The sequence below is a fragment of the Marinobacter sp. DUT-1 genome (assembly GCF_050379415.1).
Classification (GTDB): domain Bacteria; phylum Pseudomonadota; class Gammaproteobacteria; order Pseudomonadales; family Oleiphilaceae; genus Marinobacter.
This window is the reverse complement of the sequence record NZ_JBNRLS010000001.1, coordinates 1,196,381-1,222,157: the sequence shown is the minus strand read 5'-3', so window position 1 is coordinate 1,222,157 and position 25,777 is coordinate 1,196,381. Positions and strand designations below refer to the sequence as shown.

Here is a 25,777-nt window from a genome sequence, read left to right as displayed (position 1 = left end):
AGTTATGACCAACCTATATTTAGTAACTCGATGGGGTAACGAAGAAAGCATAGAAGGTCCTGATGGTGAGGACACAACTTTTTTGGTAAAAACCTCGTCTGTAAAAAATGCAGCGGAGCTCGTAGACAGAATTCTGGAAAAAATGCCGCATACAAGAGTTGCCAGCTTTTGTCACAGAGTAACAAAAATAGGTGTAAGTATAAGCTCTAGTGAAGTTCCGGTGGTTTTAGGGCCATTTATTGGATCGTCCGTAATGGAGGATGACAAAGGTATAGGGAATTCCGAGCGGTGGGCGAGGGATGAGAAAGAAGAAGATTGGGTTAACTTTGTAGATTATTACGACGATTAGCTAAATCCGTGGAAGCCCGGTTTTCACTTGAAGATCCAACTGAAAAAATGGTTTGGTAGGGATTGTTCATGAAAGAACCCTTGGTGAAAATTGCGTAGCCTTGCGCCTAAACCATACTGACTTTAACGGCCACCAGCTACAGCTACGACGCCAACGGCAACACCCTGACCGAGACCGAAGACGGCTAGGTGACCAGCTATCACTACGATGCCCGCAACAAGCTCATCGAAGTGGAAAAACCGGGCCTGAGCGCGAGTTACGGCTACAACGCCGACGGTATCCGCACACGGAAGACCGAGAACGGCCTCACCACCCACTACGTGGTGGACAGCAACCGGGACTGCGCCCAGGTGCTGGTGGAGGTGACCAACGGCACCCCCCCCAGGTCAACTACACTTACGGCGATGACCTGGTCTCCCAGACCCGTGCCGGAACACCCTCTTACTACCTCTATGACGGCCAAGGTTCCGCCCGGGCACTGGCGGATGCGAGCGGCTCTTTAACAGACAGCTACGACTACGATGCGTTTGGGGTGTTATTGAGCAGTGCCGGCGATACCGAGAATGCCTATCGGTATACCGGGGAGCACTTGGACTCAAACCTGGATCAGTACTATCTGCGCGCGCGGTATTATGATCAGGGAGTTGGGCGGTTCACCCAGCAGGATAGCTGGATGGGGATCACTCATGATCCGATCACGTTGCATAAATACTTGTACGGAAATGCAGATCCGGTAAACGGCGTGGATCCATCTGGCAACATGACATTGACCATGAGCATGGGCAACATCAGCATTATGGGAGCGCTTTCCTCGATTGGTTACCATTCCGCTGGAGTAAGCCTCGTTAGTTCGTTAATGGTTATGACTGGAGATGCGGTTCAGACTGATGCTCAGGTAACTCACTTAGATATATCGGTTGCAAAAGTGAAAGCGAGGACCTGTGTTATCAATGGGAACGATAAGTGCAAACTCGGTGTGCCAACGGTGTTCTTTGGTGCAAATATGTGGGACGCATCCAATCACTATTGGGAGGCCCAAAGGACAAGGGGGTTGCCATCAGTTTTGAACTATAAGAGAGGAGGGTTTGACAGAAGTTGGTACACCAGACTTTCTGTTCCCGAATGTATTGGACGTGGGCCTTCACAACAGTGTGACGAATACCCATTCAATTCAACAGAGCAAGGTGGACCGGCGAATTATCGTGCTCGAGGCGTTTCATTGAAGCTCGTCAACGCCATACATAATGGAGCGGCTGGCACTTTGCTTAACTCGATGTATACCAGTTGTGGAGTAAGGTCAGGTGGTGGCCCAGAGAGCGCATTCGCTGCCATACCAGTTCCATCGGGGGAATCGGGTTTTGTATGTCCAGGAAGATAGATAAATATGGACAAGCTATTAAGGTTATTAGTGTTTCTTTCCGTTTCTATGTTGCTGGCATGCTCTGGCCCGAGAGACGGTGAAAGTGGAGAGAAAAGGATGGTCGAAACTAAAGTAGAAAAGATTGCTCATATATCGAGCCTTGGCTACTCGGGTAACCTTGATCATGCAAAAGAGGTTGCTGAATACTTGGAGGACGACGACCTAGAGGTTGTTGGGCAGGCTTGTTTCTATCTTGGTTACTTGGAAGCACGCGAATATATTCCACGCTTAGCACAGCTGTTGGAGCATGAGGACGCCGAGCTAGTAAACATGGCAGCGAGCGGCTTGGGTCTGATGGTTGACAACCGCGACGCCTATCTATTGAAGGCGCTTTATCGTGTGCTTGATGACCCGAATCTGTCAGTAAGGATGAGCGCAATAGAAACAATTGGAAAAATACAGGCAGAAGCGTCTGCGACAATGCTGATAAGCAGGTTCTATCGCGAGGAACCAGCGGCTAAACTTCAAATCATTCAGGCGCTTGGACTAATCAGAAGCAAGAATGCGCTTCCTTTATTGGAGGGCTATCTAAAAGAGGTCAAAGCTATGGATCACAGCGTGCCTAATAAAGGTGGTGTTCGTGGCTCCGTGCCTCACCCAAGTGCTATGCAAGCAGTTCTTGAAGAGGCCATCTCGAGTATACGTGCAAGCTGATCAGTGGCCTTTTCCGTTTTGTGTGAGTACTAGTTTTTAATCGCCTTGGGTAGTGGCGTCTGATACCGATCCTCCTGAGACCGGTTCAAATCCCGCTAATCGATACTATTTCCAGAACAGCGTCAGTTTGCAGCCAAGCGGAGCGATTGCCTTCTCGATGGATCCTCTCAGCACCCGGGGGTCATCCCTCTCGATGTTCACTAGGGTCGTCTTCGAAATCCCGATAGCTCTCGCATACTCCTCAATCGTGAGTCCAGCAAATCGCTGCCGAAGCTCGCGCACAGCGGCCCCCACGGTCACCTCTCCACACGCCATTCTGCGCTTGAGATCGGCTTCGGCCTCAAAGCGCTCATGCGGCCGGTACTTTGCTTTCATTCGTGCCACGGGCAAGACTCCACAGAATATTGCTATGCTGGACTTTAGACCCATAAGACGGATCCCAAGTATCACTGTAGTGTACTTTAGGTAGAACGCTTTATCCCTAAATACCTCTAGGCTGGTCTATAAAACACGGGTTAAGCACTAAGCGAAATTACGACCGATAGTGACATGCTCCTGTCTGGTTTAACCGCTTATTATCTCGCCCGTGCTGAAAGCATGACATGCTCACAAAAAGACCGCCCGCGGACTCTCGGTTTGCCGTTTTGGCTTTTCGCCCATTTGAGTACGTCAGCTTTTACGAGATCACGTACGTTCTGAGTCGTACAATCGAGAGCCTCGGTGACCTGTTCAAGTTTCAGTTCTCTTTTTGCGTTTCGGAAAAGCTGATCAGTTAGCCACTTTTCAAATCGGCACCGATTAAGAAATAGGCTCTGGATTCCACGGGCTTTCGAGAATCCGCCGGGGATTCGACGAAGTATGACGTCATTGGCGAGTTGCCCAAACGTGGTCAAATGCTTCTTGAACGCTGGGTTGTTCGGGAAAATTTCAATCGAATCCTCGGGATCCGGTAGCGCACGCATGACTCCACGGAACTGCCGTAGATCGAACCTTCGGCGACGAGAGAAGCGCACATTTTTGTGAGCAATTAAGGCGTCCCCTCTAAAAAAATCCTGAGCAGACTCCATGCTCATGCCGGTAATTTCTGCGAAGGACTGAACGGTTACGTGATACCGATAGCCAGAGCTTCCTTTCGATTCGAGCTTCCTGTCTCGCCTCGATTGGGAAATGTACTCCGTGACTTCCGGAAAATTATGCTTTGGAGCGGGTGTCTCATCATTACGCCGAGCTTCCTCATGAGGGCCTCGCCAGTTTTGCTCCAAGTGAGCACTGAACACGTTGCACGGTGCTTCCACGAAATCCGTGCCCAAAAAGCGGACTGCTTTTCTGCTTTGATGACACTGTTTGCGCCAGGATGCATTCATGTCTGGGCTCTCGAGGAGCAGATAAGCACGACGTACAAAATCCGAATGTCCAGTGAGACTGGGGCAGTGTTTGACCCGCTCGTGAATCAGGTCGAATGGTCGCATTGCGACACTGATCGCCAGACAAATATCTCTCAAGCGTGATTCGTCCAAGTCGCCGGACTCCGAGCCCATCTCTTTCCAGAGATGAAGTTCCGTCTCCGTGACCTCCGATGCGCGGCTGAGCTCCATGTCATCCCAGTTTTTTTCGCAGTCCGGGCAGCCAATAAGCAAGCTCCCGTCCCAGTTGAGCTTCTTGTGACAGCTAGGGCAGTTCTCTATGAGCAAACGTTCGTGCTTTGGGCAATGGGCCGTTACCGCCAGCCCCCACCGCCAGTCCAAAAAGCCTTGCTCCGACACACAGCTCGGACAAATCCGCGGGAATCCGAGGCGTAGATCAGAAATCATCCGGTGCTTTGAGCGCAGCCATGGAAGTTGGTCTCGTGCTTTGAATCGCACCCTGTGACTCTCTAGAGGTCTCTCAAGCCTACGTTCCAGTGCCCTGAAAGTTTCCCTGGACGGCGCTTCGAGCCACCCGGAATGTCCGGACGCGGCCGTGGTCTGTATGCCCAGACAGTCAAGGATTTCGGTTGGCTTGAAGACGCAGTTGAGCTTCCCCACGCGCAACAAGAAGCCGTTGAACGATTCGTCGGGATAAGGTTCCGGTCGAAGTGCGAATCGTTTCATCAATGAATATCCCAGCTCTTCCGGTCCTCACTAGCCGCTTTTTTCTGAGCTTCCCCGGCACGCTCCAAAACTCGTTCGTACGGTGCACTGAACGGATTAAAGGTTTTAAGGGCCGGGTTCATTGACGTTTTAGCGAACGCCTTAGTAAGATCTTTCTGAGTAATCACCTTTCCTTGCTCTGCGCTTTCAAGCGCCGTCTTTATGAGCCCCGCTATTAAGCGAGGAATTCCTTTCGTCGCGACGTAAACGCGCACCATCATTTCCTTGTTAGCCAGGGGAATGAACTCGAACCCATGGCGCTGAAGAAATCTAGTGCACGCTCTCAAATAAGAACCGAAGGCTTGGAGATTCTCCTCAGAGTCAATCTGGAACGGGGCGAGACGAGTCTGACGTAGAGCGAATCGCTGATACAGTTCGTCGTAGTGAGCAATCGATCTGTAACCGGCGGGTGTGCCAGCCATAACCACCGCGAGCTTATGCTTATCCATCATCAATTTGATGTGGTTAACCACGCCTCGCGTATTGGACTTCGCTTGCTCGCGCAAAAAATGCTGAAACTCATCGAAAATGAGCAGCTCTACCCCTCGCTGTTCAATCAGCTCATTGAGCTTCTGTTTGAGTTCGCCAACAGTTCCCTTTATGGATCCCTCGTAACTTGAGGCTAGGAGGATCTCCTGAATCAGTGTCTTGAGCGTTGGTTCCGCCGGCACAGACACAAGAATGATGGGCTCTTTCGAGCGACCGGGACTTTCCAGATCCTTACGCTCTGCAAGATGATGTTTGATGTATGAAGCAAGTATTGATGATTTTCCCAGCCCTGGTATCCCCATCAGTAGCATCCCGACGCCTTCCACGCCAGACATGGCATGGGTATGTTGAATGTCATCAACGGCCTGCTTGAAGCGTTCGTGTCGTGTTCGCCAGTTGGCAAAAGCGACCGTCGTCGGCTTCAGTCCCCGGTGGTTCTGGTTATCACGATCAATCATCTTCGTACTCTCCATCGGTACCGTATTCTTCTGCGCCAGGTTCAAGCGATTCAGTTGATGTCAAATGCTTTCCGATAGCCGGAGGGGAAAGGGTGTCATCCTCTCCTATTGCCTTCATGAGCATTGCTTCAAGCGCGTCTGTCGGAGCTGGTTGAGTGCGCCGCGAACGAACTTGTCGCATGTTTTCGTCGTGCGCTTCGTTGGCATTAATGACGGTTTGGCTTGATTTCGCGTTACGCCGACCGGTGAACCCCTTATTGGCATAAGTGCTTGCGCGCAAGACCTTAAGCTCAGCGAGCGTTGTGCCTTGCTTAATATCCGGGTCTGTTACGAAGGCTTGGAAAATTTCATCAGTGATTGGATCCACGACGTTGATCGAATGGAGGTCATTGTGTGTGTATTCCACCGTGACTTGAGCTGTCTGGCCTTGTCTTCGAAGGGTCATGCCAATGTGTTTGAGCTTGTTGTCAGGGTCGTTGTACCTCAGATTATTGAGCTGAATTCCCTGATGCGCGTGATCTCCTGAAATGGTGCAGGTTCTGGTTTCACCCATGGTGAATTTGATGCGCTCGAAGTTGACGGGCAAATGCGGTGGAAACACACGTGCTTGCTCTTCCCAAACCTCATAGGGGGTCTTACCGTTCAAACCGCGATGAGGCGTTTGGTGATACTCATCAATGACCCATTCGTACAGGGCTGTTCGAAATTGCTGCAACGTCATTGAGGCTTTCTCATGGATCGTCGCATCCAGGTTGGGACGATCCGTATGTTTTCCACAATAGCCTTTGAGTGTCTGCGCAAAGCGACGGCGTAGAGTCAGAAAGAATCGTTCGACGAAGGGTTTGCGCCACCCAGCATATGTTTGCACGATCTGGGACTGACACCCTGCGTCGAGAAGGAAAGCCTGGGTTTGTACGCTGGCAAAACCCGAGCCGCCGTCGCTCACAATCGTCTCTGGCGCGCCATACATCGGCCAGTCGTTTTGGACGGTGCTGGGCAGGGAATCCAGTGGCTTTGGGCAAATCGAATGCTTATAGCTGTCAATCACTGAGCCGGCAGATTCGCCGCGCCCAACCTGGACGGTTAGACCCAGAATTGAGCGTGAGTAGACGTCGATCACGGCAAACAGTGTCACAGGTCCGAGGTATCGGCCTCCCTCATCAGTGACGCCAATGGCCAGGTTCACAGCATCAGCTTCGACTCGCTCCAAAATCCGTTCAGTCTGAAGTTTTCTCTTGGCGTTGCGCCCGGCTGCTTTTGCCGCTCGTCGACCTTCGCGTTTTTCGATAAATTCAATCGGGTCGCACGCTTGCTTTGCCCACTTGCGGAACACCTCCCGGCAGGGTCTTCTAGCCTCCGGTCCAAACCTGAGCTCGAACTCCTCCGTAAAGCAGTCGTAAGCATACTGGAGTGTTGGATTCCCGAGCTGGAGGTAATAATCGTCAATTATCTCCAACGCCAAATCCTGGACATCTTGGGAGAAGGAGGGTTTGCGACGGCGCTTCGTCGTAGCTAGCGTCGATGCGATGCCGTGAGAGTGCTCTTGCGCTTTCTTGGACCAACGCCCAAGAGTTGCAGGAGAGATCGGGTTAGTGTCCTTAATCTCCCGCGCCACTCTTGCAATGACCTGTTGCCGGATTTTAACCCCACCAACACCATTCTTTTTCGTACGCCGCTGCAACTCCTCGAGATAGGCAGAACGTCGTTTCAGCTCCTCATAATCTGCAACCGACACGTCCGGCGCTTTGGGCGCGGCTGCTTTCCCTTTCGGGATGAGATGAAGGGTTTTGCCGAATTCGGACTCAATCTCACTGCGAGACTTGATTATGGTTGGCTGCCTTTCGTCGTCGAACGTGAGAGCGACGCTCGAGTCGGGCAGTGTTGTCAGAGTCGCGTGTAGGTTGTGAAAAGACACGCGATTTCCGGTCACGGCGAGGGTATTAAACATAGTTGGCTCCTTTCGAAGTGTTTGGGAGTAAAGGGGTTACCAGATGAAGTCCAGATCGACCCAAGGCCCTGTCAGGTCGCATTGCAACAGTTGGTGGGCGACGGCGCGTCGAATAAACGAGCAGTCAATGTCGAGAACACCAAGAAGGCTTTGAAGCTCTGACATCGAGGCAGAACGCTTTTCGGTGGCGTTGAGAAGCGCTTGGAATTCGCCCAGTGGTGCCGGCGTATCGAGTACCGGCACCAGGAATCGGATATTCTGAGCTCGATGCCCGGGGCGAATGTCATCTTCAGTTAAAACTCGAAAAACTTGGCCCCGCTCCCTAAAAAAAACGCTAAGCTTTTGTGCCTTATGGCAAAACACCGGATTGCTCACCGCGCTCCGTGTTTTCACTTCGACGACGTATTCGACTCCTTGCTCGACGACTAAAAAGTCAGGTGTATAGCGCCTGGGGCGACCAGCAAGATGAAATCGGACTGAAAAGGGTTGGCTTACAACGGACTCGGCGGTTTTCTCAAACCTAAGCAGGTTCAGGTAGTCGAGCTCGAGAGTGCTTTCGACCGCGAACACTCGGCCAAAATGGGCTGAGTGCGTGAGGTAGGAAGACCGAATCGGTGATTGTTTGACGAGTTCACGTTGCTGCATTCGTTACTCCAGTTTTGCTTGTTGGGATATCAATGAATAGTTAAAAACAGAGCCGGCGCAAGAGTGTAAGGTGCTGTTTTTAAACGCATTTAATTTAGGTTGTGGAATGTTGATACCCACCTGTTCATAGCTAAGTAACTAAACAGCGGAGCAAAACCGGACAAAAAAACTGGGAAAGTTCGGATTTTTTTTCGAAATACTAAAAAATTAAATTTTGTTAATGATGCGTGGGTGCATACAAGAAGGAAGGATGCATGGACTACTCGACGAAAAATTTGAGTACTGAAGAGATCGGACGTATTGCGACGCACGAAGATGTGAAGAGCAGAGCGCTCTCAGTCGTTAAGAAAAAGCTGGGTCGTTTCCTTGGAAAAACAGAAGGGTCTGAAGTGCATCAAGTTGCAGAAGATGCTCTGAACGAAGTCACCTTGCGCCTACTTAATGCGATCGATGGCGGAACGACCTCTTTAACAGTCAAAGACGCTGCTGACGAAATTGGTGATCAGAAGGGTGTGATGGCTCATCCGGTTGCACGTTACCTCATGATAGGAGTAGTGAATTACTGCAATACGCGGCTCAAAAGGTGGTCACTGAAAAATGAACAAGGCGGTACCGGTGCTAGGGCGAGGTACGTCATTGATTCGGAATTAGCGGACGACTCCGACTACTGGGATCAACACTTGAGTCACACCGAGAGTTTGGCATCCTTGGACGAGGAACGTGTCGATTCCTTGCTGTCAGCGAAGGGCCTATCGGGAGAAGACATCGTGTTGATCAAGCGAAAGCTCGAGGGCTGGAGTTTCGTAGACCTGGCGGCTCAACACGGTGGTACCGCAGACAAGTATCGACGCCGAATTAGGCGCGCTTTGGATAAAGCAGGTATCGATCCTAGTTTGCTTGGATAAGGGCGCCTTGGTGCCATGTCAATGGTTTGGGTGAAGGGTATCTCGTCAAGATAGAGGGAAACCGAGTGGATTTTGCCACTCCGCTCCACATAGTTCCCTCATAAACAAAAGCGAACATTCGAGTCAGGGCTTTCCTTCAGAGCCGTCAGGCCAATCACCGCCATTTCATTCAGTATGATTGGCGGAGTAAATTGCAGACGCTGAATGATTACATGGCAGATATAGCCATGCTCCACTAAGCTATTGTTTTAACGATTGATGTGCAGCGCAGTTGATGGTCCAAAGTCAGTAATAATGACGCAGTCAAATTTGTGCAATGGTAAAGCGTGCTGCCTAATTGCTGTTTTGTTCTTTAGAGTCAGGAGTTAAAGATGGATCTAGCCCCGACCTTCGGTAGTAAAAAATTCCAGTGCCCACATTGCAGGGTTGTCGCCCAGCAGACCTGGTTTGACGTTAGGCGGGCAGCAGAGTCTGCCAATACCATCATCAGTCACGTTTTTTATGATTATCGTGGATCTATCGTGGACTGGGAGCAAAAGGCAATTGCGCAGTTTATTCGACAAGTCAACGATGCCAATGGTCGGCATATGCCGGAGTTTGTACCCCCTGGGTTCTCTGTCGCGACATGCGATTCTTGCGATAAATTCACTCTATGGGTTGAAGGCGAGCTTGTATTTCCCCCGACTATTCCAGTCGCTCCCCCTAATTCAGACATGGACGAAGAAATACGATCTTTATATTTGGAAGCCGCTAGTATAGTTGGTGACTCCCCACGGGGTGCGACCGCATTACTCAGGCTGGCGTTGCAGTTGTTGTTAAAGCAGCTTGGAAAATCCGGGAAGAATATCAATAGCGACATCAAGGAACTTGTTTCTGATGGGCTTAGCCCAAAGATCCAACAAGCGCTTGATCTCTTGAGGGTAGTTGGCAACAACTCTGTGCATCCCGGACAGATAGATTTGAAGGACGGAAGGGATATCGCATTCAAGCTATTTCACGTCTTAAATTTTATCGCTGACGAAATGATTTCCAAACCAAAGGAACTTGAACTTCTCTATTCTGAAGTCGTGCCTGATGAAACGAAGCAGCATATTAATGAGCGCGATGGGAATGGCAGCTAATTTGAAAACGCGCATAACCAGCGCAGGCACGGCGACACCAATTACATTGCGCCTTCGGCTCCATTACATTGGCGCGCATGCTGCTAGCGTTAGGCAGTGAATCAAACATCAGGGAACATGATGACCAATGAGGAATTCGTAGACTTGGCATGTCCACACAGCTGGTTCTTGGTTGCTGACGATCTGCACGGGCAGGCCGTCGAATTGAGGCAAAGCTTTGGTCGCGGGCACCTCACACATCATGATTATAGGTCTGGAAACAAGGCAACTTGGGACAATACGAACAGATCAACCTTCCTCCTTGCATCCTTTGCTCTGGAGAATGCGATTAAGGCATTCTTGGTTTACGAGAACCCGGGTTGGATTTCTAACGGCAAGCTTTCTAAATTTCTGAAGTCTCACAAACTCACTGACCTCGCAGAAAAATCTACTAACATCCCATACAAGACAAAGGGTCGGGGCACTCTGAAAGCATTTGAGGAGGGCAATGAATCTTGGGCTAGGTATCCGTGTGCGCTTAGCAAAGAGACCAGTGTTCAACCATCTACCCTCGATGAAGGGCTTTGGGAGAAATATGAATGGTTGATTGCCGCCTATGGTCGTCGTTTAACCAAGCTTTTATCGGTTTATTGGAAAGGTCCACACGGATTTGGAGGGAAATATGAGATCAAGGGCAGTTTTCTCGGGGCCCCTCCGCAGGCCTAACAAGTTGTTGTTTGTTCTGACCTGCGGCCTACACCGGACACCCCTGTCGGGGCGCCGCTAGACAAAAGCGTTAGGCAAAAATAGAGAAAGGAGAACGCTATGTGGCCACGTAACTTGTACACGGGACCTGGAGGTGGCTTATACACGGGGCCAGGTGGCGGAATGTACACAGGCCCAGGGGGAGGTGCGTATACCGGCCCAGGTGGTGGCATGTATACCGGGCCCGGAGGTGGAATGTATACCGGGCCGGGTGGAGGATTGTACACGGGCCCAGGCGGTGGACTTTATACGGGTCCCGGCGGGGGTGCATATACCGGCCCTGGTGGTGGTTTGTACACTGGTCCGGACGGTGGCCTTTATACAGGGCCAGGTGGCGGAATGTACACAGGCCCTGATGACCCAGGTTATAGGAGCAATATTCCTCCTTGGCACATTTTTGCTAAATATCTTGCTGAAATGGGCATGGAAAATGAAGCTCGGTTGATTCTCTCTCAGCTGTAGTGACCAGTTGCCTAACAAGGCAATTAAATTCCGGCTCGATGGGCCTCCACCGGACGCCCTTGTCAGGGCGCCGTTTATTGCTGGCGTTCCGCCTACGGGGTGTTATGGATTTCCTAGATTTCACAGCAGCAACGATCAAAGCCCTAGCATGGCCCATAGCAGTGGTCGTCATAGTGATTCTCTTGCGTGCGGAAGTAGCCAACCTTTTGGCAAGAATCACAAAAATTAAACATAAAGACTCTGAAATTGATCTTGCGCAAGAGGTAGAGGCGGCAGCAATCAGCGCTGACAAAGCTTTGGGTGCTGTTACGGAAGCTGATTCAGATTCGGAGCGAGCAAGAATCAATAGACTCGCCGAGGACAGCCCGAGAGGAGCTATCTTGGACGCTTGGCTATCAGTTGAGGAGGCAATGACCGACTATGAAAAAAGGCACGGTATTGAGTATGCCAATTCACACACAGCGCCTCACCATAGAATTCAAAGCATACAATGGAACAACTTAGACACTCCAGCCTTGGGGCAAGGCGTTTTGCAAATGCTAGATAAGCTTCGGCGGATCAGAAATGATGCAGTGCATGGTACCGACTCTGATGTCACACCTGAAACAGCTCGAAACTACGCCGATCTGGCAGCAAGGGTTAAAGCCAAATTAGAAGAGGCATAACCAGTCGCTGCTGCCGGGCAATTCTTCCACCGCCGCGCGGTTCCACAATTGCCGCAAAGCTTGACGTTAAACCGCATAGGGAAGAAATAGTGAAAAAATACAGAACACCAAAAGTTTTCGTCCCGGGCGGTATGCCTAAATTGACGTACGTACCTCGTGAAGCAATTAATTTAGAGGTCTCATTGCGAAATGCTGTGGAAAATCTTCATAAATTAATCACGGTTACTGGACAGACAAAGTCTGGCAAGACTGTACTGGTCAACACGGTTTTACCAAGGGCCAATGTTGGAGAGAACATCTGGATTGATGGTGGTAGCGTTGATTCCGAAAACGATTTTTGGACATCTATCCTTCACGAGCTAGGTGAGTCGTCGACATTCGAGCAAACTAACAGCGCATCGAGTACAAAATCGGTGGAGGGGGAAGTACAGGGCGGAATAAATGTGCCTCTTGTTGCTGATTTAAAAGGAAAGACCCAAACGGGGCTCAGCAAGGGCGACACGGCTGGAACCGCAAAGAAATTGGAGCTGACCCCCAGAACTGCGGCGCTTCGCGCATTACGCGATTTTGACGGATCAATTATAGTTGACGACTTCCACTATTTAGATAGGGACTTCCAAGGTTCAGTCATTCGGGCATTGAAGCCCCTAATCTTTGAGGGTCTACCTGTGGTGCTCATTGCGATCCCCCACAGACGGTACGACGCAGTAAAAGTCGAAAGAGAAATGACCGGGCGTATAGAGGACATTGAAGTACCATCTTGGACGGGCGAAGAGCTTGAGCAGATAGCACGGACAGGTTTTCCGCTTTTAAGGATTAAGTTAGCTTCAGGAATCAGTAAAAAGCTATCTTCAGAGGCCTATGGCAGTCCTCACTTAATGCAGGAGTTCTGCCAACGTCTAGCGCTTAGGGAAGGAGTAACTGAGACTGTTCGGTCCGGAGTGACAATTTATTCTGTACCCGAGGGCCTGTTTCGTCAGGTTGCTGAAGGTACCGGCAAGGTTATTTATGACAAGCTTTCAAAAGGTCCACGCCAGCGTTCCGATCGAATTCAAAGGGAGCTGAGCCAAGGTGGAACCGCCGACATTTATGGTGTCGTTCTAAAGGCCCTTAGCGTTCTTTCTCCTGGATTAGAAACCGTGGATTATGAGCAATTGCGTTCTGCAATTCGACAAGTCCTTAATGAGGCGCCACCTCAAGCCCATGAAGTAACGCGTGTCTTGGAGCGCATTGCGGATATCGCCGCGAATGATGAAGCATCAACACCTGTTATTGATTGGGAAAAAGATGAGCAAAAATTGCACATAACCGACCCATTTTTCGCGTTTTACCTGAAGTGGGGTGCGGTTTAACAATCGGCTGCACAGAGACTAATTTTCCGCCGCTCCGCGGCTCTAAATTGGCGCATGAGACGGGCATTATTCCAAATTCTTAATGTTCGCTTTGCGACCTCCGGGTCCCAATTTTTCTAATAAAGTGGAGAGTGAAACGAAAGACGCTCCAGTAATTTTTCGTGAGCCTCTCGGATTCGAAAACCAACGACCACTGCCAAGTAATTTCGATAATTGAGCCCTCTTCGGCTTACATGCCCCTAAAAATTATAGAATAGTTGGGCGAAATGAAAGAAAGGAAAACGAATCAGTGCTGCCAACTAAAACTCTCTAATCATAATCAAACTAGCTAAAAACTTGGCTTTAGTATTTAGGGGCTCGAAATGGAAGCAAAGGCTCACATACACTCCGCTTTGAGCAATAGTCTCAAGTTGCTTAATTTGTTAATTGTAGGTGTAACGGCCTACTTCTGCGCCTCCATTGTTAACAGGGCAATTGGAGACGGAAGCCCGGAAATATTTGGCATTCCTATAGCCCAAGAAAACGCTATATATGTGCTTATAGCTTCTACCATTTTTCACGTAATCGTCCTGAGATATATTATACATTACATACGCTTAGCTTGGATTAATCTCAGTAAAAAGGAGCGAGAAGAGCTTTATTTCCAAATAACCGGTACAAACCACCTTTTAACACACGGTGCAGAAAGGTTGCGTGATGCAATCATTAATAGGAATGGGTTTCTCTTTGTCTATGTAGACAAGGATGATCCCCCTTCTCTTCTCCACTGGAGCATTTTTTTTGCGGCAGTTTTTGCGAGCATCCGTTACGAACTCTCTTTTGATTTTGTTTGGACGTTCCTCTTGGGCGTAACACTTGCTATGGCAAACTGGCAGATTGGCTCTAGCTGGCTAGTTGCGTTAGCAGATCTTGGGCGTGCTGCTGACTCCAGTCTTTATTTCGACGATCCAGGAAAGAGGGGGCCAAGATATTTTGGCTTGGTGAGTGGCCCTTGGCATGGAATGAACAACAACATATTTCTGTTTTTCGCTATATCTCTTCTTGACGCATTTATAAGGGTGTTGCCGATATCAATAGTTGTTTTCTTTGGGTGGTTAGCTCTAGAAGTTCTGCTCCTACTATTCAGTAAGTAGCTGAACGCTCTGGTGGCTCATTATCCCCAATGTCCGCTTTGCGACCTCAACGACCGGCCCTTTCTGGTGTCAGTCTCTGGCCTTGCCAAGCTATGTTTTAAATCTGACTCATTCAGTCGGGATTTGATGGTAGCGAGAGCTTCAATGAGCTCGCGGTCATAATCTGAGTAGGGTGGTAGTTATTCCGCAATCGGAACCCACCAAAATTCCTCACTAGGGGCAACAACCGTAGCCTGATCAGCCAGCAACATAGCGTAGATCGGCCGCAGCGAGCCTTGTCCCTTATCGCGCCGTACGGGTAGGTCAAGGAATCAAACTAGCGAGACACCCTCAAGAAACGTGTAGAGACTTGGCCGCGGTATTTGGTAGATCGCATGCTAATCATCCTCCCCTCTAGGTAGATGCAAAGAAGCATTTTCTGTTTTTGTCTGTTTGTGATTGAAAACTAAATACATTGCGTTCTTCCAGATCAGTGGCATTGAATTCTAAACCTACAAGTTGGCCCCAGCGCCAGGGAAGTCATTCGCCTTTTTGCAACTTAGGACTGGCGATGTCCACTATGTTGGCATACACTGAGAATGACGTAAATATATGTTTTTAAACATTATTTTGCGTTATGAAATATGATGGGTACTGAGCAATCTTTTCGAGAGCATTGACGACTAGCGAGCCAAGATATGAGCACAAAAGCTTCAGTTTCCAGCGGCCCGAATTATCACCTGTATTACCAGGAGCTGCTCAGCGAGCAACCAAAGTCAGTTTTTCTAGAACTGAATAATCCGCAGGAATTTCGAGTCGAAAAAGAGACTTTCAAAGGCAAATCCTGGGACGTGCTTGTTGTTGAAATCCCATCTGAATACATGGACAAGATCGCGATCGACTGGATCAAAAAGAGAAAGCTCCAAGGTGCCGTCGGGGGGCCCGTGGGCGCTGAGTGGGGCAGTCCAGACTGTCCGTGGGAGTAGCGGTGAGAATTGTTTGCATATCAGACACGCACAGTCTGCATGACAAGATGCTGCCTCTACCCGATGGTGATGTCCTGGTGCACGCGGGAGATTGCACCGGATCAGGCTCTCTGCCGCAGCTTGATGACTTCACGCGCTGGATGGGCGCTCAGCAGCACAAGGACAAAGTTCTCATCGCTGGCAATCACGATCACTGTTTTGTTCGATACCCCTATTGGTCCCGCGAAATGTGTGAGAAAAACGGAATCAGTTACCTCTGCGGGGAAGCGGCAATGACCGGAGGCTTGAAATTCTACGGCTTTCCTTGGCAGCCGATCTTCCGATGGATGAGCTTCAACGCGAAAGAAGGCGAGAGATGGGAGAGACTGAAGCTTGTCCCTGAGGATACTAACGTGCTTGTGACGCACGGACCAGCATTAGGCATTTTCGACTGGATTCCTGATATCGGTGAACACGTTGGCTGCTATCCGCTCGCCAAGAAAATCGATGAGCTGCGTCAACTCAAGGCTCACATCTGCGGTCATATTCATGAAAGTTATGGCTTTGCGATTCGAGAGAGCGACGGGCTAAAGTTTGCCAACGCGAGCACGTGTGATGCTCAATATCGTCCAGTTAATCCGCCAATCATAATCGACTTGTGAGAATTATCACGCGGCTGCTCCTCGCACATTCTCCTGTGCTTATCTTAGGCCAGGAGTGTCCACTAGAATGGGGAGAGTCTGCTCCAGCCCCTCGGGCCACCACCGGACGCCCTTTATACTGCGCTCCAACGGGCGTGCTTTAGTAGCATTTAGTAACGCCAGATACTAATTAGTATTCCAAGCTACTAATTGCTAATAACGGGTTTTAACCCGATCCAGTGACCTGCCCCCAGCGTTTAATCCAACTGCTCCTTCGTAACGTTCGTTACTTGACCCTGACCCCGTATTAGGTCCACCCAGATGGAAGCAGGTCAATCCCTTCGCACCGTTATTGGCCGAGGGTCTCAACCATTCACCGGGTGAGCCTGGAGCACCCGGTGGCTCCGCTGACGCGAACGCAACCCCACCATAATCAGCGGCACCACAATCATGGCACTGCCTACGGCGAACCAAAGATCGGGCATCTCATTGAACCCTATCCAGCCAATCAGCACTGCCCAGATTAAACCAGTGTATTCGGCGCTGGTGACTTGATTGGCGTCCACTTGCTGATAGGCCAACAGCACGGTGATGTTGTAGCCGAGAATAAAGAAGGCGGAACCAGCGGCACTCAGAAGTATGCCGGGCGACCATTCGGCCCCCTCCCAGAGCGCCAGGGCACCGGCTGCCGGCAGGATCAGCAGGTAATTGAGAAACAGCTTGTGGACCGTTGACTGCTGTTTCGGCAGTTGTCGGACCATGACTGCATTGATTGCCAGTGCCAGTGCGGACCCGAGGGCGGCGATGGCTGCCCAGTTGAATTCCACTGGGCGCAGGATTACTACGATGCCGGTGAAACCGCTGAATACGGCCAGTACGCTCAGGGGCGTCAGCCGCTCCCGGAAAACCAGGGCCGAAAACACCATCACCAGAATCGGCGCGCCGTAGAAGAGGGCATTGGCGGTAGCCAGCGGCAGATTGCCCAGAGCCACGACCATGCACAGGATGCCGCCCAGATGAATATGAGCTCGGAGCGTGTGGACCTTCAGACCGCTGAACAGCTGCCCCCGGTTCAGTTGACCAGCGAGAGGCAGCAGGAAGGCCAGCGTGAGCACACAACGGAGGAAAGCGAATTGAAAGATCGGGGCGCCGGGTTCCAGCAGTTTGATAAACACATCAGACAAAATGGCCATAGCATTGCCGATCACGAGTAACAGGATGGCGCTATTTACGGTTTTACCTGACATGACGACCTCCCATGGTTCCGGCTTTGGCAGGCGCAAGCCGTATCGCGCCTGGTTGAATGTGATTTAGCACTGTCACTGCCAGAAAAGTCCGACCCACGACAGACGACTGACAAACGCCAAAACGAGATAAAACAGGAGGAATCTCACATTAAAATGGTGAGGCACTTTTCCTGATAGGACAAAAGTAGCCGTCCAAGCCTTGGTGGCTCTGGCCTGGAGCAATACCACGTTTCGTGAGATCGAATCTCAATCTCGAGTTGGAATGACACAGGCTTCGGTGGTGAGTCTACGATCATGCTAATATCCGAGAAAATGATCTTTATTGTTGACCCATTAGAAATTTAGATAATGAAACTGCCACCCCTGAAAGCGCTCCCCGTCTTCGAGGCCGTCGCCCGCCTTAACAGCTTCTCCCATGCCGCCGAGGAACTGGCGGTCAGTCAGAGTGCCGTGAGTCATCAGATCAAACAGTTGGAGACCTACCTCGGCGAGCAGCTGTTCTGGCGTAGCGGCCGGACGCTGACGCTGACCGATGAGGGCCGGCAGTATCTGGATGCGGTCAGTTCCGCGCTGTTGCAGATCGAACGGGCCAGTGAGCAATTGCTGGGGCACGAGGAAGCCCGTATCCGTTTGTCAGTGTTCAGTTCGTTTGCGGTGCGTTGGTTGGTGCCAAGGTTGCCGGAGCTTCAGCGGTTGCATCCGCAGATCGATCTGGCACTGGAGATGAGCAGTGAGAACCCGGTGTTGTCGGATCGGGTGGCGGATTGTTTCATCACCATCCACAAGGACTCACCGGCCTATAGTTATGAGTTGCTGTATGTGGAGCAGTTGTTCCCGGTGTGCAGCCAGGACTATTGGCAGAAGATCCGGCGGGAGCTTGGGCGTGAAGGTGCCGATGCGGATAACGAGGCCTTGACGCCGGATGAGGTGGCACAATTTCCTTTGCTGTCGACCCACAGCATTTTCGAGAAACCGGCCGGGGACTGGGAGGTGTGGTACAAGGCCGTGGATCGGGACATTCCGGCAGGTGCGCGCATCCAGCACTTCAGTCACATGTTGCTGGCGCTGGAGGCCGCCAGGTTTCATCAGGGCATCGCGCTGACCAACGATTACATGTTGAGCACCCGCAAGGATTCGGAGGACTTTGTCCGGCTACCCTGTCATCCGGTGATGACGGGGGATGAGTTCTATTTTGCCTGGAAGACCAGTCGGCGGCGGGAGCGGGGTATTCAGATGCTGCGGCGTTGGTTGGTGGATGAGGCGATCCGGGGAGGCTTGCGAAGTAGCGGTGATAGCAACTCGGAGGGTATCTGAACAGATGGTAAGGAACGAGTCAGGGCCAGGGAACGTCTTAGTAGTAATCTGATTCAAATGTTCAATTCCAACCAGGGATTCGATATGAAGCTGTTGTTGAAATCCGTTGTGCTTGTCAGTGCTCTCCTGCCCGCGGCAGTGATGGCCCAGCCATCCCAAAGCAATGGGCTGCCGCCGGGTCTGGAGAAGAAGGTCGAGCGCGGTCAGCCGTTGCCACCGGGTTGGCAGAAGAAGCTGGATTATCGGCGGGGAGATTACTTCGATCGGGAGCTGCTGCGTTACGGTCGGGTGTACGATATCGACGGTCGTCGCCAGCGTGTCGAGATCGAGGACAAGGTCTACACCATCATCAAGGATACCCGGGAGATTGTGGATATCCTGAACGGACGGTATTAATGGTCGCGGCGTATGGCCCGTGCCATACGCCGATTTCCCTTCCTGATTATTCCTGGGCGGACCTTTCCACTACTTTGCGCTTGCCCTTGGCGCAGCGGGACAGGGCCTTGAGCCCGTCGCCTTCGAACGCATCAACCCGGATGACGTCGTACAGGGCGGTCAGTGCTTCCAGTAGCTTGTCGCATTCATCCGCTTTTACCACGCCCTGGGCGCAGGCCCAGTCCACCAGTTCCTTGCGCTCGTGGCCCATCAACAGGGCAATGCCATCCAGCTCGTCCTCATCCCGGTTACGGATGGCCTCATGCAACCGACTACGCATGTCGGCGGTTTCGTTGGCCAGTTTGTAGGCGTTGAGTACGCGGCCCAGCGGATCTTCCGGGTCCATGTTGGTATAGGCGCCGCGGCTGATGCGTTGGCGGACCGGGGTATCCTCGACGATAGTGCGGGCGACCTTGGTACCGAGGCGGTCGTCCGGGCCGTTGAGGCCGGTGGCGCCAAGCGGGAATACCAGCAGGCGCAGCGGCCAGCGCAGGGCCGGGACCGGGAAGTTGATGATGGCCTCGCGCATGGAGCCTTGCAGATCCCGCATACAGGTTTTCAGGCTCCATTCGACCAGCGGCCGCTGGTCATCGGGATAGCCTTCCTCATGCCATTGCTTGATCACGGCGGTGGCGTAGTAGAGGTGCACCAGGCAGTCTGCCATCCGGCCGGACAGGCGCTGGCGGGCTTTCAGGCCACCGCCGACGGTGAGCAGCGTGACGTCGGTCATCAGGGCGAAGGCCGCGGAGAACCTGGCCAGCTGGCGGTAGTGGCGTTTGATTTCGCCGTGGCGCGGTACCGATTCGATCACACCTCCGGTCAGCGCCAGCAGGAACGCCCGTAGCGCATTGCGGGTGGTGTGGGCCAGGTGACGGTAGAAGATGCCGTCGAATTTTTTCGCGGCCTTGTCTTCGTCTTCCATGCCCGCCGCTTCGATTTCCTCGACGATGAACGGATGGCAGCGGATGGAGCCCTGGCCGAAGATCATCAGGCTGCGGGTGAGGATGTTGGCGCCTTCCACGGTGATGCCGATGGGCACCGCCTGGTAGGCCCGGGCCAGGAAGTTGCGGGGGCCGGTGATGACGCCGCGGCCGGCGACCACATCCATGGCGTGGTTGATCACTTCCCGCATCAGGTCGGTGTTGCGGTACTTCAGCACCGCAGATGGCACCGACGGGCGCACGCCCCGGTCCAGCATGCCGGAGGTGAGCAGGCGGGCGGCATCCATCATATAGGTATAGCCGGCGATAGGCTCCAGGGCTTCCTGCACGCCTTCAAACTGGCTGATGGAGCGGCCGAACTGTTCCCGGGTGTAGGCGTAGGAGCCGGTTGCCAGACTGGCCACCTTGCCGGCACCGGTGCCCAGGGCGGGCAGGGAGATGGAGCGACCGATGGACAGGCACTCGAGCAGCATGGTCCAGCCCTTGCCGAGCATGTCCTGGCCGCCGATGACCTGTTCCATGGGGATGAAAACATCGGTGCCCCAGGTGGGCCCGTTCATGAATACGGTGTTCATGGGCAGGTGGCGGGCGCCGGCGTTCACACCGTCAGTGTCCTTTGGAACCAGCACACAGGTCACGCCCACGTCGTCGTTCTCGCCCACCAGGTGGTCGGGGTCGTAGACCTTGATGGCCAGGCCGATCAGGGTGGCCACCGGGGCCAGGGTGATGTAACGCTTGTTCCAGGTCACCTTCAGGCCGAGAACTTCCTCGCCGTTCCACTCACCCTTGCAGACGATGCCTTTATCCGGAATGGCGCCCGCGTCGGAACCGGCCACCGGGGAGGTCAGGGCAAAGCAGGGAATTTCCTCGCCCTGGGCGAGGCGGGGCAGGTAATGCTGTTTCTGGTTGTCGGTGCCGTAGTGCATCAGGAGCTCACCCGGGCCCAGGGAGTTGGGCACCATGACAGTGACCGCCGCCGAGACGCTGCGGGTGGAGATCTTCATGACAATTTCGGAGTGGGCGGTGTTGGAGAAACCGAGTCCGCCATCTTCCTTGGGAATCACCAGGCCGAAGAAACCATTCTCCCGGATGAATTTCCAGACCTTGTCCGGCAGGTCGTAATGCTCGTGGGTGATCTTCCAGTCATCGAGCATGGCGCAGAGCTTTTCCACCGGGCCATCGAGGAAGGCTTGCTCCTCGCTGGTCAGGTGCGCGGGCTTGGCGTCCAGCAGTTTGTTCCAGTTTGGTTTGCCCGAGAAGAGTTCGCCATCCCAGTCCACGGAACCGGAGCTGAGCGCTTCCTGTTCGGTATCGGAAAGTTTGGGCAGGCGGCTGCGAACCCAGCCCAGCAGCGGGCGGCTGATTTTATCGAGGCGCAGGTCGCCGGGAATGACCAGGATCAACGCCAGAGCAAGGAAAATGCCGCCAAAGATGATGCTGAGAATATGCCATTCATCCTGGAACAGGCCGACAACCGTCGCAATGGCCATCACCGCGGCCGCCACGGTGCCTCCGATGCCAAGGTAGATCAGTACCAGGGCACTGATCAGTAATAGCAGAACGCTCATGGGCAGACCTCCATATCATGAATGAAATCAACAAAATCTGACCTTAACCATCGGCCAAAGTCCCTGTACTTGCAAGGATCGGGATCAAGTCCGGATGGGAAACCCGGTTGGCTTTCAGAGGCTGAGTCCGGTAATCAGTAACGCCAATGTGGACAGCAGGACGGCCACGTTCGTTCCCAGCACCGCGTTGAGCTGTTCCGGGTTGTGGAGCACGAGAGGTAGTTGCCGGGAAATCCACAGGCTGACCGGCAAGGTGGACAGGGCAAGGGCGCTCCACGCCGGTAACCAGCCCAGCAGAGCGCCCGCCAGGACAGGAACATAACTGCCAAGCAAGAGCACCGCGACCAGTCGGGCGGCGGCCGTTCGGCCCAGGGTAATGACCAGATGACGCCGGCCCACCTTCTGGTCGGCATCGGCATCGGGAATCTGGTTGATCAGCAGCAGTTCGCTCACCAGGCACTGAGCGACCAGGGTTACCAGAAGGGCGGAAGTGTCGATCCTGCCGCCCAGGGCGACGATGGCACCCAGAACCATGACCGGTCCGAATCCAAGGCCCGGTGCGACCAGGCACAGGATGGGCCGGCGGGTAATCCAGCGGGTGTAGGTCAGCACCAGGACAATACCGGTAACGCCCAGCACCAGCATGGGCAGCCCCCGTTGCCAGAGAAAATACAGGCCGATGGCCGTCACCACGCCCAGGGTTCCGATGGCGGCCGCGAGCACGCCCTTTGCCGCCGAAGGTACTTCGGGCAGCGCGCCACTACCGCCGGAGAAGGGGGTGCGACGGGTGATCATATCCAGGCCGGAGACAAAGTCCTCGTACTCGTTGAACAGGTTGACCGCCGCGTGGGCGAGCAGGGCGCCGATGAAGACCAGAACAGTGTCGATCAGCGCTGGCGATCCACCCTGTTGCCAGGCGACGGCCACGCCAAGTCCGGCGCAAAGAGGGGCGAGCACCAGGAAGTTGGGGCGAAAGGCGCGAACTACCGCAGCCGCTTCGGACATGCTGTATTTTCCTTATACGTAACCCGCGGCAAACACCAGTCCCAGCACGATCGGCATCACTATCAGGCTGCCGAGGTTGCTGAGCAGGACCAGTGACGCCACCGTGTGGGGCTCCTGCTGGTATTGCTCAGCAACCATATAATTGAGCACCGCCGGAGGCAAGGCGGCGAACACCCACAGTGAGGCGGCCTGCAGACCCGGCAGGTCCAGCACGGCAATCAGCGGCCAGGCCAGCAACAGGCCGCTGGCGGGGCAGGCAATGGCCCCCAGCAGGCCCAGTTTCCAGTCGTTGAAATCAATGTCGAGCATGCGCACCCCCAGAGCAAAAAGCATCAGCGGGATACACACCTCACCGAGCATGTTCATGCTCTCCAGCAGGGTGTCAGGCAGAGCGATGCCGCTGAGGTTGACCGCGAGGCCGGCAACGCACGCGAACACGATGGGGAGCTTCAGGCGCTGGATGATTGAGGTGTGGGGATCGAGCATATAAAGCCCCACGCTGAAATGCAGCAGCATCTCGACGATGAACAACACGATGGCCGCGGGCAGGGCCGCATCACCGAAGGCCAGCAGCAGCACCGGAATGCCCATGTTGCCGGAATTGTTGAACATCATCGGCGGCAGGAAGGTTTTCAGGTTCAGCTTGAGTGCCTTGGCCAACGGGTACAGCACGATGCCGGAGCCGAGCACCACCACAGTCGCGCCCAGGGCAAGCCTGGCGTATTCCTGCAGGGGCGCCTGCTGGTCCGCCAGTACCGCAAACACCAGCAGGGGCACAAATAGCTCCATGTTCAGCACGTTCAGGCCCTTTATATCGGGGCTGCGGTAACGGCCGTAAAGGGCGCCACAGCCGGTGATCAGGAACACCGGCAACATCGTGGAAAGAATCTGGCCAAGCATTGGAGGGCTCCGGCAAACAGGAAAAGTCGGATGAATAAACGGTTAGGTTCGCAAGTAACGCGGAACTTGGCAAATGCTATTGTCGGGAATTCGACCAAAGCCCAAGGGTTTGCCTGACACCCTCGCGGTGGACACAATAACCGATATAGTCAGTTCGAATTCCGACCCTGGAGAGCACCGGTGCCCCGTTTTGATCAACCTTTGTCCCGTGAGAACACCTGTTCCGTAAAGTTCGACGCCCGCAAGGCGGTTTTTGGCCGGGAAGACGTCGTGCCGGTCTGGGTGGCGGACATGGACTTCGCGGCCCCGGAGGCGGTAACCGAGGCACTGAAGCAGCGCGCCGAGCACCCGGTCTACGGCTACACCCTGTTCCCGGAGTCCCTGTACCAGGCCATGATTGACTGGTTCCGGCAGCGGCACGGCTGGGAGATCCGCCGGGAGTGGATCCTGATGGCGCCGGGGGTGGTGCCGTCGCTGCACGCGGCTTGCCTCGCCTATGCTGGCCCCGGTGAGGGCGTGATCATCCAGCCGCCGGTGTACCCGCCGTTTTTCAGTTCGGTGAAGCTGACCGGGCGGACTGTCGTCGAGAACCCGCTGGGTGCTGACAGGACCGAGGATGGCGGAATTCGCTATACCATGGATCTGGACCATCTGGAGGCCTGTGCGGCGCGGCCGGAAAACCGGGTCCTGATGTTGTGTTCGCCGCACAATCCGGTGGGCCGGGTGTGGTCGGAGCAAGAACTCAGGGCCGTACTGGATATTGCGCGACGCCATGATCTGGTGGTGCTCAGCGACGAGATTCACTGTGACCTTGTGTTCCCCGATGCTCCTCGCCATGCCATGCTGGCCAGCCTGGCCGAGCCGGACGATGCCCTGGTCACCGCAGTGGCGCCGAGCAAGAGCTTCAATATGCCGGGACTCGGGCTCTCAGCCCTCGTGATTCCGGATCAGTCCCGTCGCCAGGCCATCAAGGCTGTGTTTGATCAGATGCACCTGCCCCAATGTAACCCGTTCAGCGTGGCCGGATTTGAGGCGGGCTACCGGGCTGGTGGCACCTGGCTGGACCAGTTGACGGTGTACCTGCAGGGGAACCGGGATTATGTGGTCGATGCCGTAGGCCGCCTGCCCGGCATCACCACCTTCGCGCCCGAAGGGACCTACCTGATGTGGCTGGATTGTCGCGAACTGGGGCTGGACGATGCCGGCCTGAAACGGTTCTTTGTCCAGGACGCCGGCGTGGGCATGAATCCGGGTATCAGCTTTGGCGGGCCTGGCAGCGGCTTCATGCGCCTGAACATTGGCTGCCCACGCCAGACCCTCGTGGAGGTGCTGGATCGGATCGAGCGGGCAATGGCCGCAGCACGACCCGCCTAGTCTTCGGCCTTGTGAAACGCGGGTCGCTTGACCCGTGTTGCCAGCAACAGTCCCACGAGAATCAGGCCACCTCCGACGATATGGAATAGCCCCAGGGATTCGCCCAGGAACAGTCCGGCGAGGACGGACGCGTAAACCGGGGTCAGATACATGAAAATGGCAGCACCCCCGGGGCCAATGGTATGCACGCCGTGGTTCCAGAACCCGTAGGCCAGAATGCCGGGGAAGATGGCGAAGTAGAGCAGCGGCAGGGCGGTATCGCGGGAAAGGTCAAAGCCGCCGGCAAAGAAAAACAGGTCCATCAGGTAGAACGGCAGGATGATCAGGGTGCCAAGCAGGATCTGGGTAGTAAGGAACGTCAGCGCCGGCAGCGGTACCGCCTGGCGGCGCAACAGCACCGAGAACAGGCCCCAGCTGAACACCGCCGCGACCATGATCAGGTCACCGGGCTGGGCCTGCAGGCCCGTGAGCACCGACAGCCGGCCCCGGGCAATTACCACCAGGATGCCGAGCACTGCCAGGCCGATACCCAGGGCCTGGATAGGGCGGGTGCGGTCGCCCAGCATCAGCCAGGCCAGCAGGGCCACGAAGATGGGGATGGTGGCGTTGATCAGGGCGATGTTGGTGGCGGTCGTGGTGATGGCAGCGTAGTACAGCAACGAGTTGAACGCGGCCACGCTGAAGGTGGCCAGCGCCACCATGGAGCCGAGGTGCTGGCGGATCACCTGCCGGTGGTGCAAGACCCCGGGCAGGCCAAAGGGCAACAGGATCGCCAGGGCGATGATCCAACGCCAGAACGACATGGACAGGGGGGGTATGTCCTGCACGGTGCCCCGGGCAACCACGGCATTACCGGCCCAGAACAGGGGCGTCAGCACCAGCCCGGTGTAGGCCAGTGCCTTGGATTTCGAGAAGGACTGTGACGAAGCCAAGA

General features: G+C 53.9%; 25 protein-coding genes. 15 read left to right on the top strand and 10 right to left on the bottom strand.

The window, feature by feature from the left end:
• From ACQUTG_RS05600 to ACQUTG_RS05585, 4 genes are all read left to right on the top strand, one after another.
• Positions 1 to 349 (top strand): hypothetical protein (locus tag ACQUTG_RS05600; protein ID WP_428918426.1); only part of this gene is annotated, 349 nt, incomplete at its 5' end.
• A gap of 188 nt (positions 350 to 537) precedes the next feature.
• Positions 538 to 852 carry a hypothetical protein gene (locus ACQUTG_RS05595; protein WP_428918471.1) on the top strand — a complete coding sequence of 105 codons (315 nt, stop codon included), beginning with the start codon at positions 538 to 540 and terminating at the stop codon, positions 850 to 852.
• Positions 759 to 1,727, top strand: a complete 969-nt coding sequence (locus ACQUTG_RS05590) for an RHS repeat-associated core domain-containing protein (protein WP_428918470.1) — start codon at positions 759 to 761, stop codon at positions 1,725 to 1,727. The genes ACQUTG_RS05595 and ACQUTG_RS05590 overlap by 94 nt, the downstream gene beginning before the upstream one ends.
• 6 nt (positions 1,728 to 1,733) lie before the next feature.
• Entirely contained in the window at positions 1,734 to 2,423 is a 690-nt protein-coding gene (locus ACQUTG_RS05585) for a HEAT repeat domain-containing protein (RefSeq protein ID WP_428918425.1), read from the top strand.
• A gap of 105 nt (positions 2,424 to 2,528) precedes the next feature.
• Here ACQUTG_RS05585 and ACQUTG_RS05580 read toward each other — a convergent pair whose 3' ends face one another.
• The 5 genes from ACQUTG_RS05580 to ACQUTG_RS05560 form a co-directional block, all read right to left on the bottom strand.
• Positions 2,529 to 2,798: a helix-turn-helix domain-containing protein gene (locus ACQUTG_RS05580; protein ID WP_428918469.1), complete on the bottom strand. Its 270-nt coding sequence runs from the start codon at positions 2,796 to 2,798 to the stop codon at positions 2,529 to 2,531.
• A 200-nt stretch (positions 2,799 to 2,998) separates the two neighbouring features.
• Entirely contained in the window at positions 2,999 to 4,513 is a 1,515-nt protein-coding gene (locus tag ACQUTG_RS05575; protein WP_428918424.1) for a TniQ family protein, read from the bottom strand.
• Positions 4,513 to 5,499 carry a TniB family NTP-binding protein gene (locus ACQUTG_RS05570; protein WP_428918423.1) on the bottom strand — a complete coding sequence of 329 codons (987 nt, stop codon included), beginning with the start codon at positions 5,497 to 5,499 and terminating at the stop codon, positions 4,513 to 4,515. The genes ACQUTG_RS05575 and ACQUTG_RS05570 overlap by 1 nt, the downstream gene beginning before the upstream one ends.
• Positions 5,492 to 7,447, bottom strand: a complete 1,956-nt coding sequence (locus tag ACQUTG_RS05565; protein ID WP_428918422.1) for a hypothetical protein — start codon at positions 7,445 to 7,447, stop codon at positions 5,492 to 5,494. The genes ACQUTG_RS05570 and ACQUTG_RS05565 overlap by 8 nt, the downstream gene beginning before the upstream one ends.
• Before the next feature lie 36 nt (positions 7,448 to 7,483).
• Positions 7,484 to 8,092: a Tn7 transposase TnsA N-terminal domain-containing protein gene (locus tag ACQUTG_RS05560; protein ID WP_428918421.1), complete on the bottom strand. Its 609-nt coding sequence runs from the start codon at positions 8,090 to 8,092 to the stop codon at positions 7,484 to 7,486.
• 254 nt (positions 8,093 to 8,346) lie between these two features.
• On the opposite strand from ACQUTG_RS05560, the gene ACQUTG_RS05555 reads away from it, so the two are divergent.
• From ACQUTG_RS05555 to ACQUTG_RS05520, 8 genes are all read left to right on the top strand, one after another.
• A complete protein-coding gene (locus ACQUTG_RS05555; protein WP_428918420.1) occupies positions 8,347 to 8,997 on the top strand; it encodes a hypothetical protein in 651 nt (216 codons plus the stop codon).
• A 371-nt stretch (positions 8,998 to 9,368) separates the two neighbouring features.
• The gene (locus ACQUTG_RS05550) at positions 9,369 to 10,118 is read left to right on the top strand and encodes a DUF4145 domain-containing protein (protein WP_428918419.1); all 750 of its coding nucleotides are present in this window, start codon (positions 9,369 to 9,371) and stop codon (positions 10,116 to 10,118) included.
• 120 nt (positions 10,119 to 10,238) lie between these two features.
• Positions 10,239 to 10,823: a hypothetical protein gene (locus ACQUTG_RS05545; protein WP_428918418.1), complete on the top strand. Its 585-nt coding sequence runs from the start codon at positions 10,239 to 10,241 to the stop codon at positions 10,821 to 10,823.
• Positions 10,824 to 11,428: 605 nt separating this feature from the next.
• Entirely contained in the window at positions 11,429 to 11,989 is a 561-nt protein-coding gene (locus tag ACQUTG_RS05540) for a hypothetical protein (RefSeq protein WP_428918417.1), read from the top strand.
• Positions 11,990 to 12,078: 89 nt separating this feature from the next.
• Positions 12,079 to 13,341 carry a hypothetical protein gene (locus ACQUTG_RS05535; RefSeq protein WP_428918416.1) on the top strand — a complete coding sequence of 421 codons (1,263 nt, stop codon included), beginning with the start codon at positions 12,079 to 12,081 and terminating at the stop codon, positions 13,339 to 13,341.
• A gap of 362 nt (positions 13,342 to 13,703) precedes the next feature.
• On the top strand, positions 13,704 to 14,474 hold the full coding sequence (locus tag ACQUTG_RS05530; RefSeq protein ID WP_428918415.1) for a hypothetical protein: 771 nt from the start codon (positions 13,704 to 13,706) through the stop codon (positions 14,472 to 14,474).
• A gap of 677 nt (positions 14,475 to 15,151) precedes the next feature.
• Positions 15,152 to 15,439, top strand: coding sequence for a hypothetical protein (locus ACQUTG_RS05525; protein ID WP_428918414.1), 288 nt, complete (start codon positions 15,152 to 15,154; stop codon positions 15,437 to 15,439).
• Positions 15,440 to 15,441: 2 nt separating this feature from the next.
• Positions 15,442 to 16,080 (top strand): metallophosphatase domain-containing protein, encoded by a 639-nt coding sequence (locus ACQUTG_RS05520; RefSeq protein ID WP_428918413.1) that lies wholly within the window; start codon positions 15,442 to 15,444, stop codon positions 16,078 to 16,080.
• A 344-nt stretch (positions 16,081 to 16,424) separates the two neighbouring features.
• Here ACQUTG_RS05520 and ACQUTG_RS05515 read toward each other — a convergent pair whose 3' ends face one another.
• Positions 16,425 to 17,306 carry a DMT family transporter gene (locus ACQUTG_RS05515; RefSeq protein ID WP_428918412.1) on the bottom strand — a complete coding sequence of 294 codons (882 nt, stop codon included), beginning with the start codon at positions 17,304 to 17,306 and terminating at the stop codon, positions 16,425 to 16,427.
• Positions 17,307 to 17,654: 348 nt separating this feature from the next.
• On the opposite strand from ACQUTG_RS05515, the gene ACQUTG_RS05510 reads away from it, so the two are divergent.
• On the top strand, positions 17,655 to 18,620 hold the full coding sequence (locus ACQUTG_RS05510; RefSeq protein ID WP_428918411.1) for a LysR family transcriptional regulator: 966 nt from the start codon (positions 17,655 to 17,657) through the stop codon (positions 18,618 to 18,620).
• Positions 18,621 to 18,704: 84 nt separating this feature from the next.
• Positions 18,705 to 19,016, top strand: coding sequence for a hypothetical protein (locus tag ACQUTG_RS05505; protein WP_428918410.1), 312 nt, complete (start codon positions 18,705 to 18,707; stop codon positions 19,014 to 19,016).
• Positions 19,017 to 19,062: 46 nt separating this feature from the next.
• Here ACQUTG_RS05505 and ACQUTG_RS05500 read toward each other — a convergent pair whose 3' ends face one another.
• From ACQUTG_RS05500 to ACQUTG_RS05490, 3 genes are all read right to left on the bottom strand, one after another.
• A complete protein-coding gene (locus ACQUTG_RS05500; protein ID WP_428918409.1) occupies positions 19,063 to 21,564 on the bottom strand; it encodes an acyl-CoA dehydrogenase in 2,502 nt (833 codons plus the stop codon).
• A 114-nt stretch (positions 21,565 to 21,678) separates the two neighbouring features.
• Complete coding sequence (locus tag ACQUTG_RS05495) at positions 21,679 to 22,569, bottom strand: prenyltransferase (RefSeq protein ID WP_428918408.1); 891 nt, start codon at positions 22,567 to 22,569, stop codon at positions 21,679 to 21,681.
• Positions 22,570 to 22,581: 12 nt separating this feature from the next.
• Positions 22,582 to 23,469, bottom strand: coding sequence for an AEC family transporter (locus ACQUTG_RS05490; RefSeq protein ID WP_428918407.1), 888 nt, complete (start codon positions 23,467 to 23,469; stop codon positions 22,582 to 22,584).
• A gap of 180 nt (positions 23,470 to 23,649) precedes the next feature.
• Between ACQUTG_RS05490 and ACQUTG_RS05485 the strand changes: the two genes are divergently transcribed.
• Positions 23,650 to 24,843, top strand: a complete 1,194-nt coding sequence (locus ACQUTG_RS05485; protein WP_428918406.1) for a MalY/PatB family protein — start codon at positions 23,650 to 23,652, stop codon at positions 24,841 to 24,843.
• Here the strand turns inward: ACQUTG_RS05485 and ACQUTG_RS05480 are convergent.
• Positions 24,840 to 25,775, bottom strand: coding sequence for a DMT family transporter (locus ACQUTG_RS05480; RefSeq protein WP_428918405.1), 936 nt, complete (start codon positions 25,773 to 25,775; stop codon positions 24,840 to 24,842). The two genes, ACQUTG_RS05485 and ACQUTG_RS05480, sit on opposite strands and share 4 nt — an antisense overlap.
• Positions 25,776 to 25,777: the final 2 nt, after the last annotated feature.

Bases quoted from the DNA above. Each gene is read 5' to 3' on its own strand.
- ACQUTG_RS05545 (WP_428918418.1), top strand. From the start codon at position 10,239: ATGACCAATGAGGAATTCGTAGACTTGGCATGTCCACACAGCTGGTTC.
- ACQUTG_RS05575 (WP_428918424.1), bottom strand. From the start codon at position 4,513: ATGAAACGATTCGCACTTCGACCGGAACCTTATCCCGACGAATCGTTC.
- ACQUTG_RS05510 (WP_428918411.1), top strand. From the start codon at position 17,655: ATGAAACTGCCACCCCTGAAAGCGCTCCCCGTCTTCGAGGCCGTCGCC.
- ACQUTG_RS05565 (WP_428918422.1), bottom strand. From the start codon at position 7,447: ATGTTTAATACCCTCGCCGTGACCGGAAATCGCGTGTCTTTTCACAAC.
- ACQUTG_RS05580 (WP_428918469.1), bottom strand. From the start codon at position 2,798: ATGAAAGCAAAGTACCGGCCGCATGAGCGCTTTGAGGCCGAAGCCGAT.
- ACQUTG_RS05555 (WP_428918420.1), top strand. From the start codon at position 8,347: ATGGACTACTCGACGAAAAATTTGAGTACTGAAGAGATCGGACGTATT.
- ACQUTG_RS05570 (WP_428918423.1), bottom strand. From the start codon at position 5,499: ATGATTGATCGTGATAACCAGAACCACCGGGGACTGAAGCCGACGACG.
- ACQUTG_RS05530 (WP_428918415.1), top strand. From the start codon at position 13,704: ATGGAAGCAAAGGCTCACATACACTCCGCTTTGAGCAATAGTCTCAAG.
- ACQUTG_RS05560 (WP_428918421.1), bottom strand. From the start codon at position 8,092: ATGCAGCAACGTGAACTCGTCAAACAATCACCGATTCGGTCTTCCTAC.
- ACQUTG_RS05515 (WP_428918412.1), bottom strand. From the start codon at position 17,306: ATGTCAGGTAAAACCGTAAATAGCGCCATCCTGTTACTCGTGATCGGC.
- ACQUTG_RS05525 (WP_428918414.1), top strand. From the start codon at position 15,152: ATGAGCACAAAAGCTTCAGTTTCCAGCGGCCCGAATTATCACCTGTAT.
- ACQUTG_RS05490 (WP_428918407.1), bottom strand. From the start codon at position 23,469: ATGCTTGGCCAGATTCTTTCCACGATGTTGCCGGTGTTCCTGATCACC.
- ACQUTG_RS05505 (WP_428918410.1), top strand. From the start codon at position 18,705: ATGAAGCTGTTGTTGAAATCCGTTGTGCTTGTCAGTGCTCTCCTGCCC.
- ACQUTG_RS05495 (WP_428918408.1), bottom strand. From the start codon at position 22,569: ATGTCCGAAGCGGCTGCGGTAGTTCGCGCCTTTCGCCCCAACTTCCTG.
- ACQUTG_RS05500 (WP_428918409.1), bottom strand. From the start codon at position 21,564: ATGAGCGTTCTGCTATTACTGATCAGTGCCCTGGTACTGATCTACCTT.
- ACQUTG_RS05585 (WP_428918425.1), top strand. From the start codon at position 1,734: ATGGACAAGCTATTAAGGTTATTAGTGTTTCTTTCCGTTTCTATGTTG.
- ACQUTG_RS05540 (WP_428918417.1), top strand. From the start codon at position 11,429: ATGGATTTCCTAGATTTCACAGCAGCAACGATCAAAGCCCTAGCATGG.
- ACQUTG_RS05550 (WP_428918419.1), top strand. From the start codon at position 9,369: ATGGATCTAGCCCCGACCTTCGGTAGTAAAAAATTCCAGTGCCCACAT.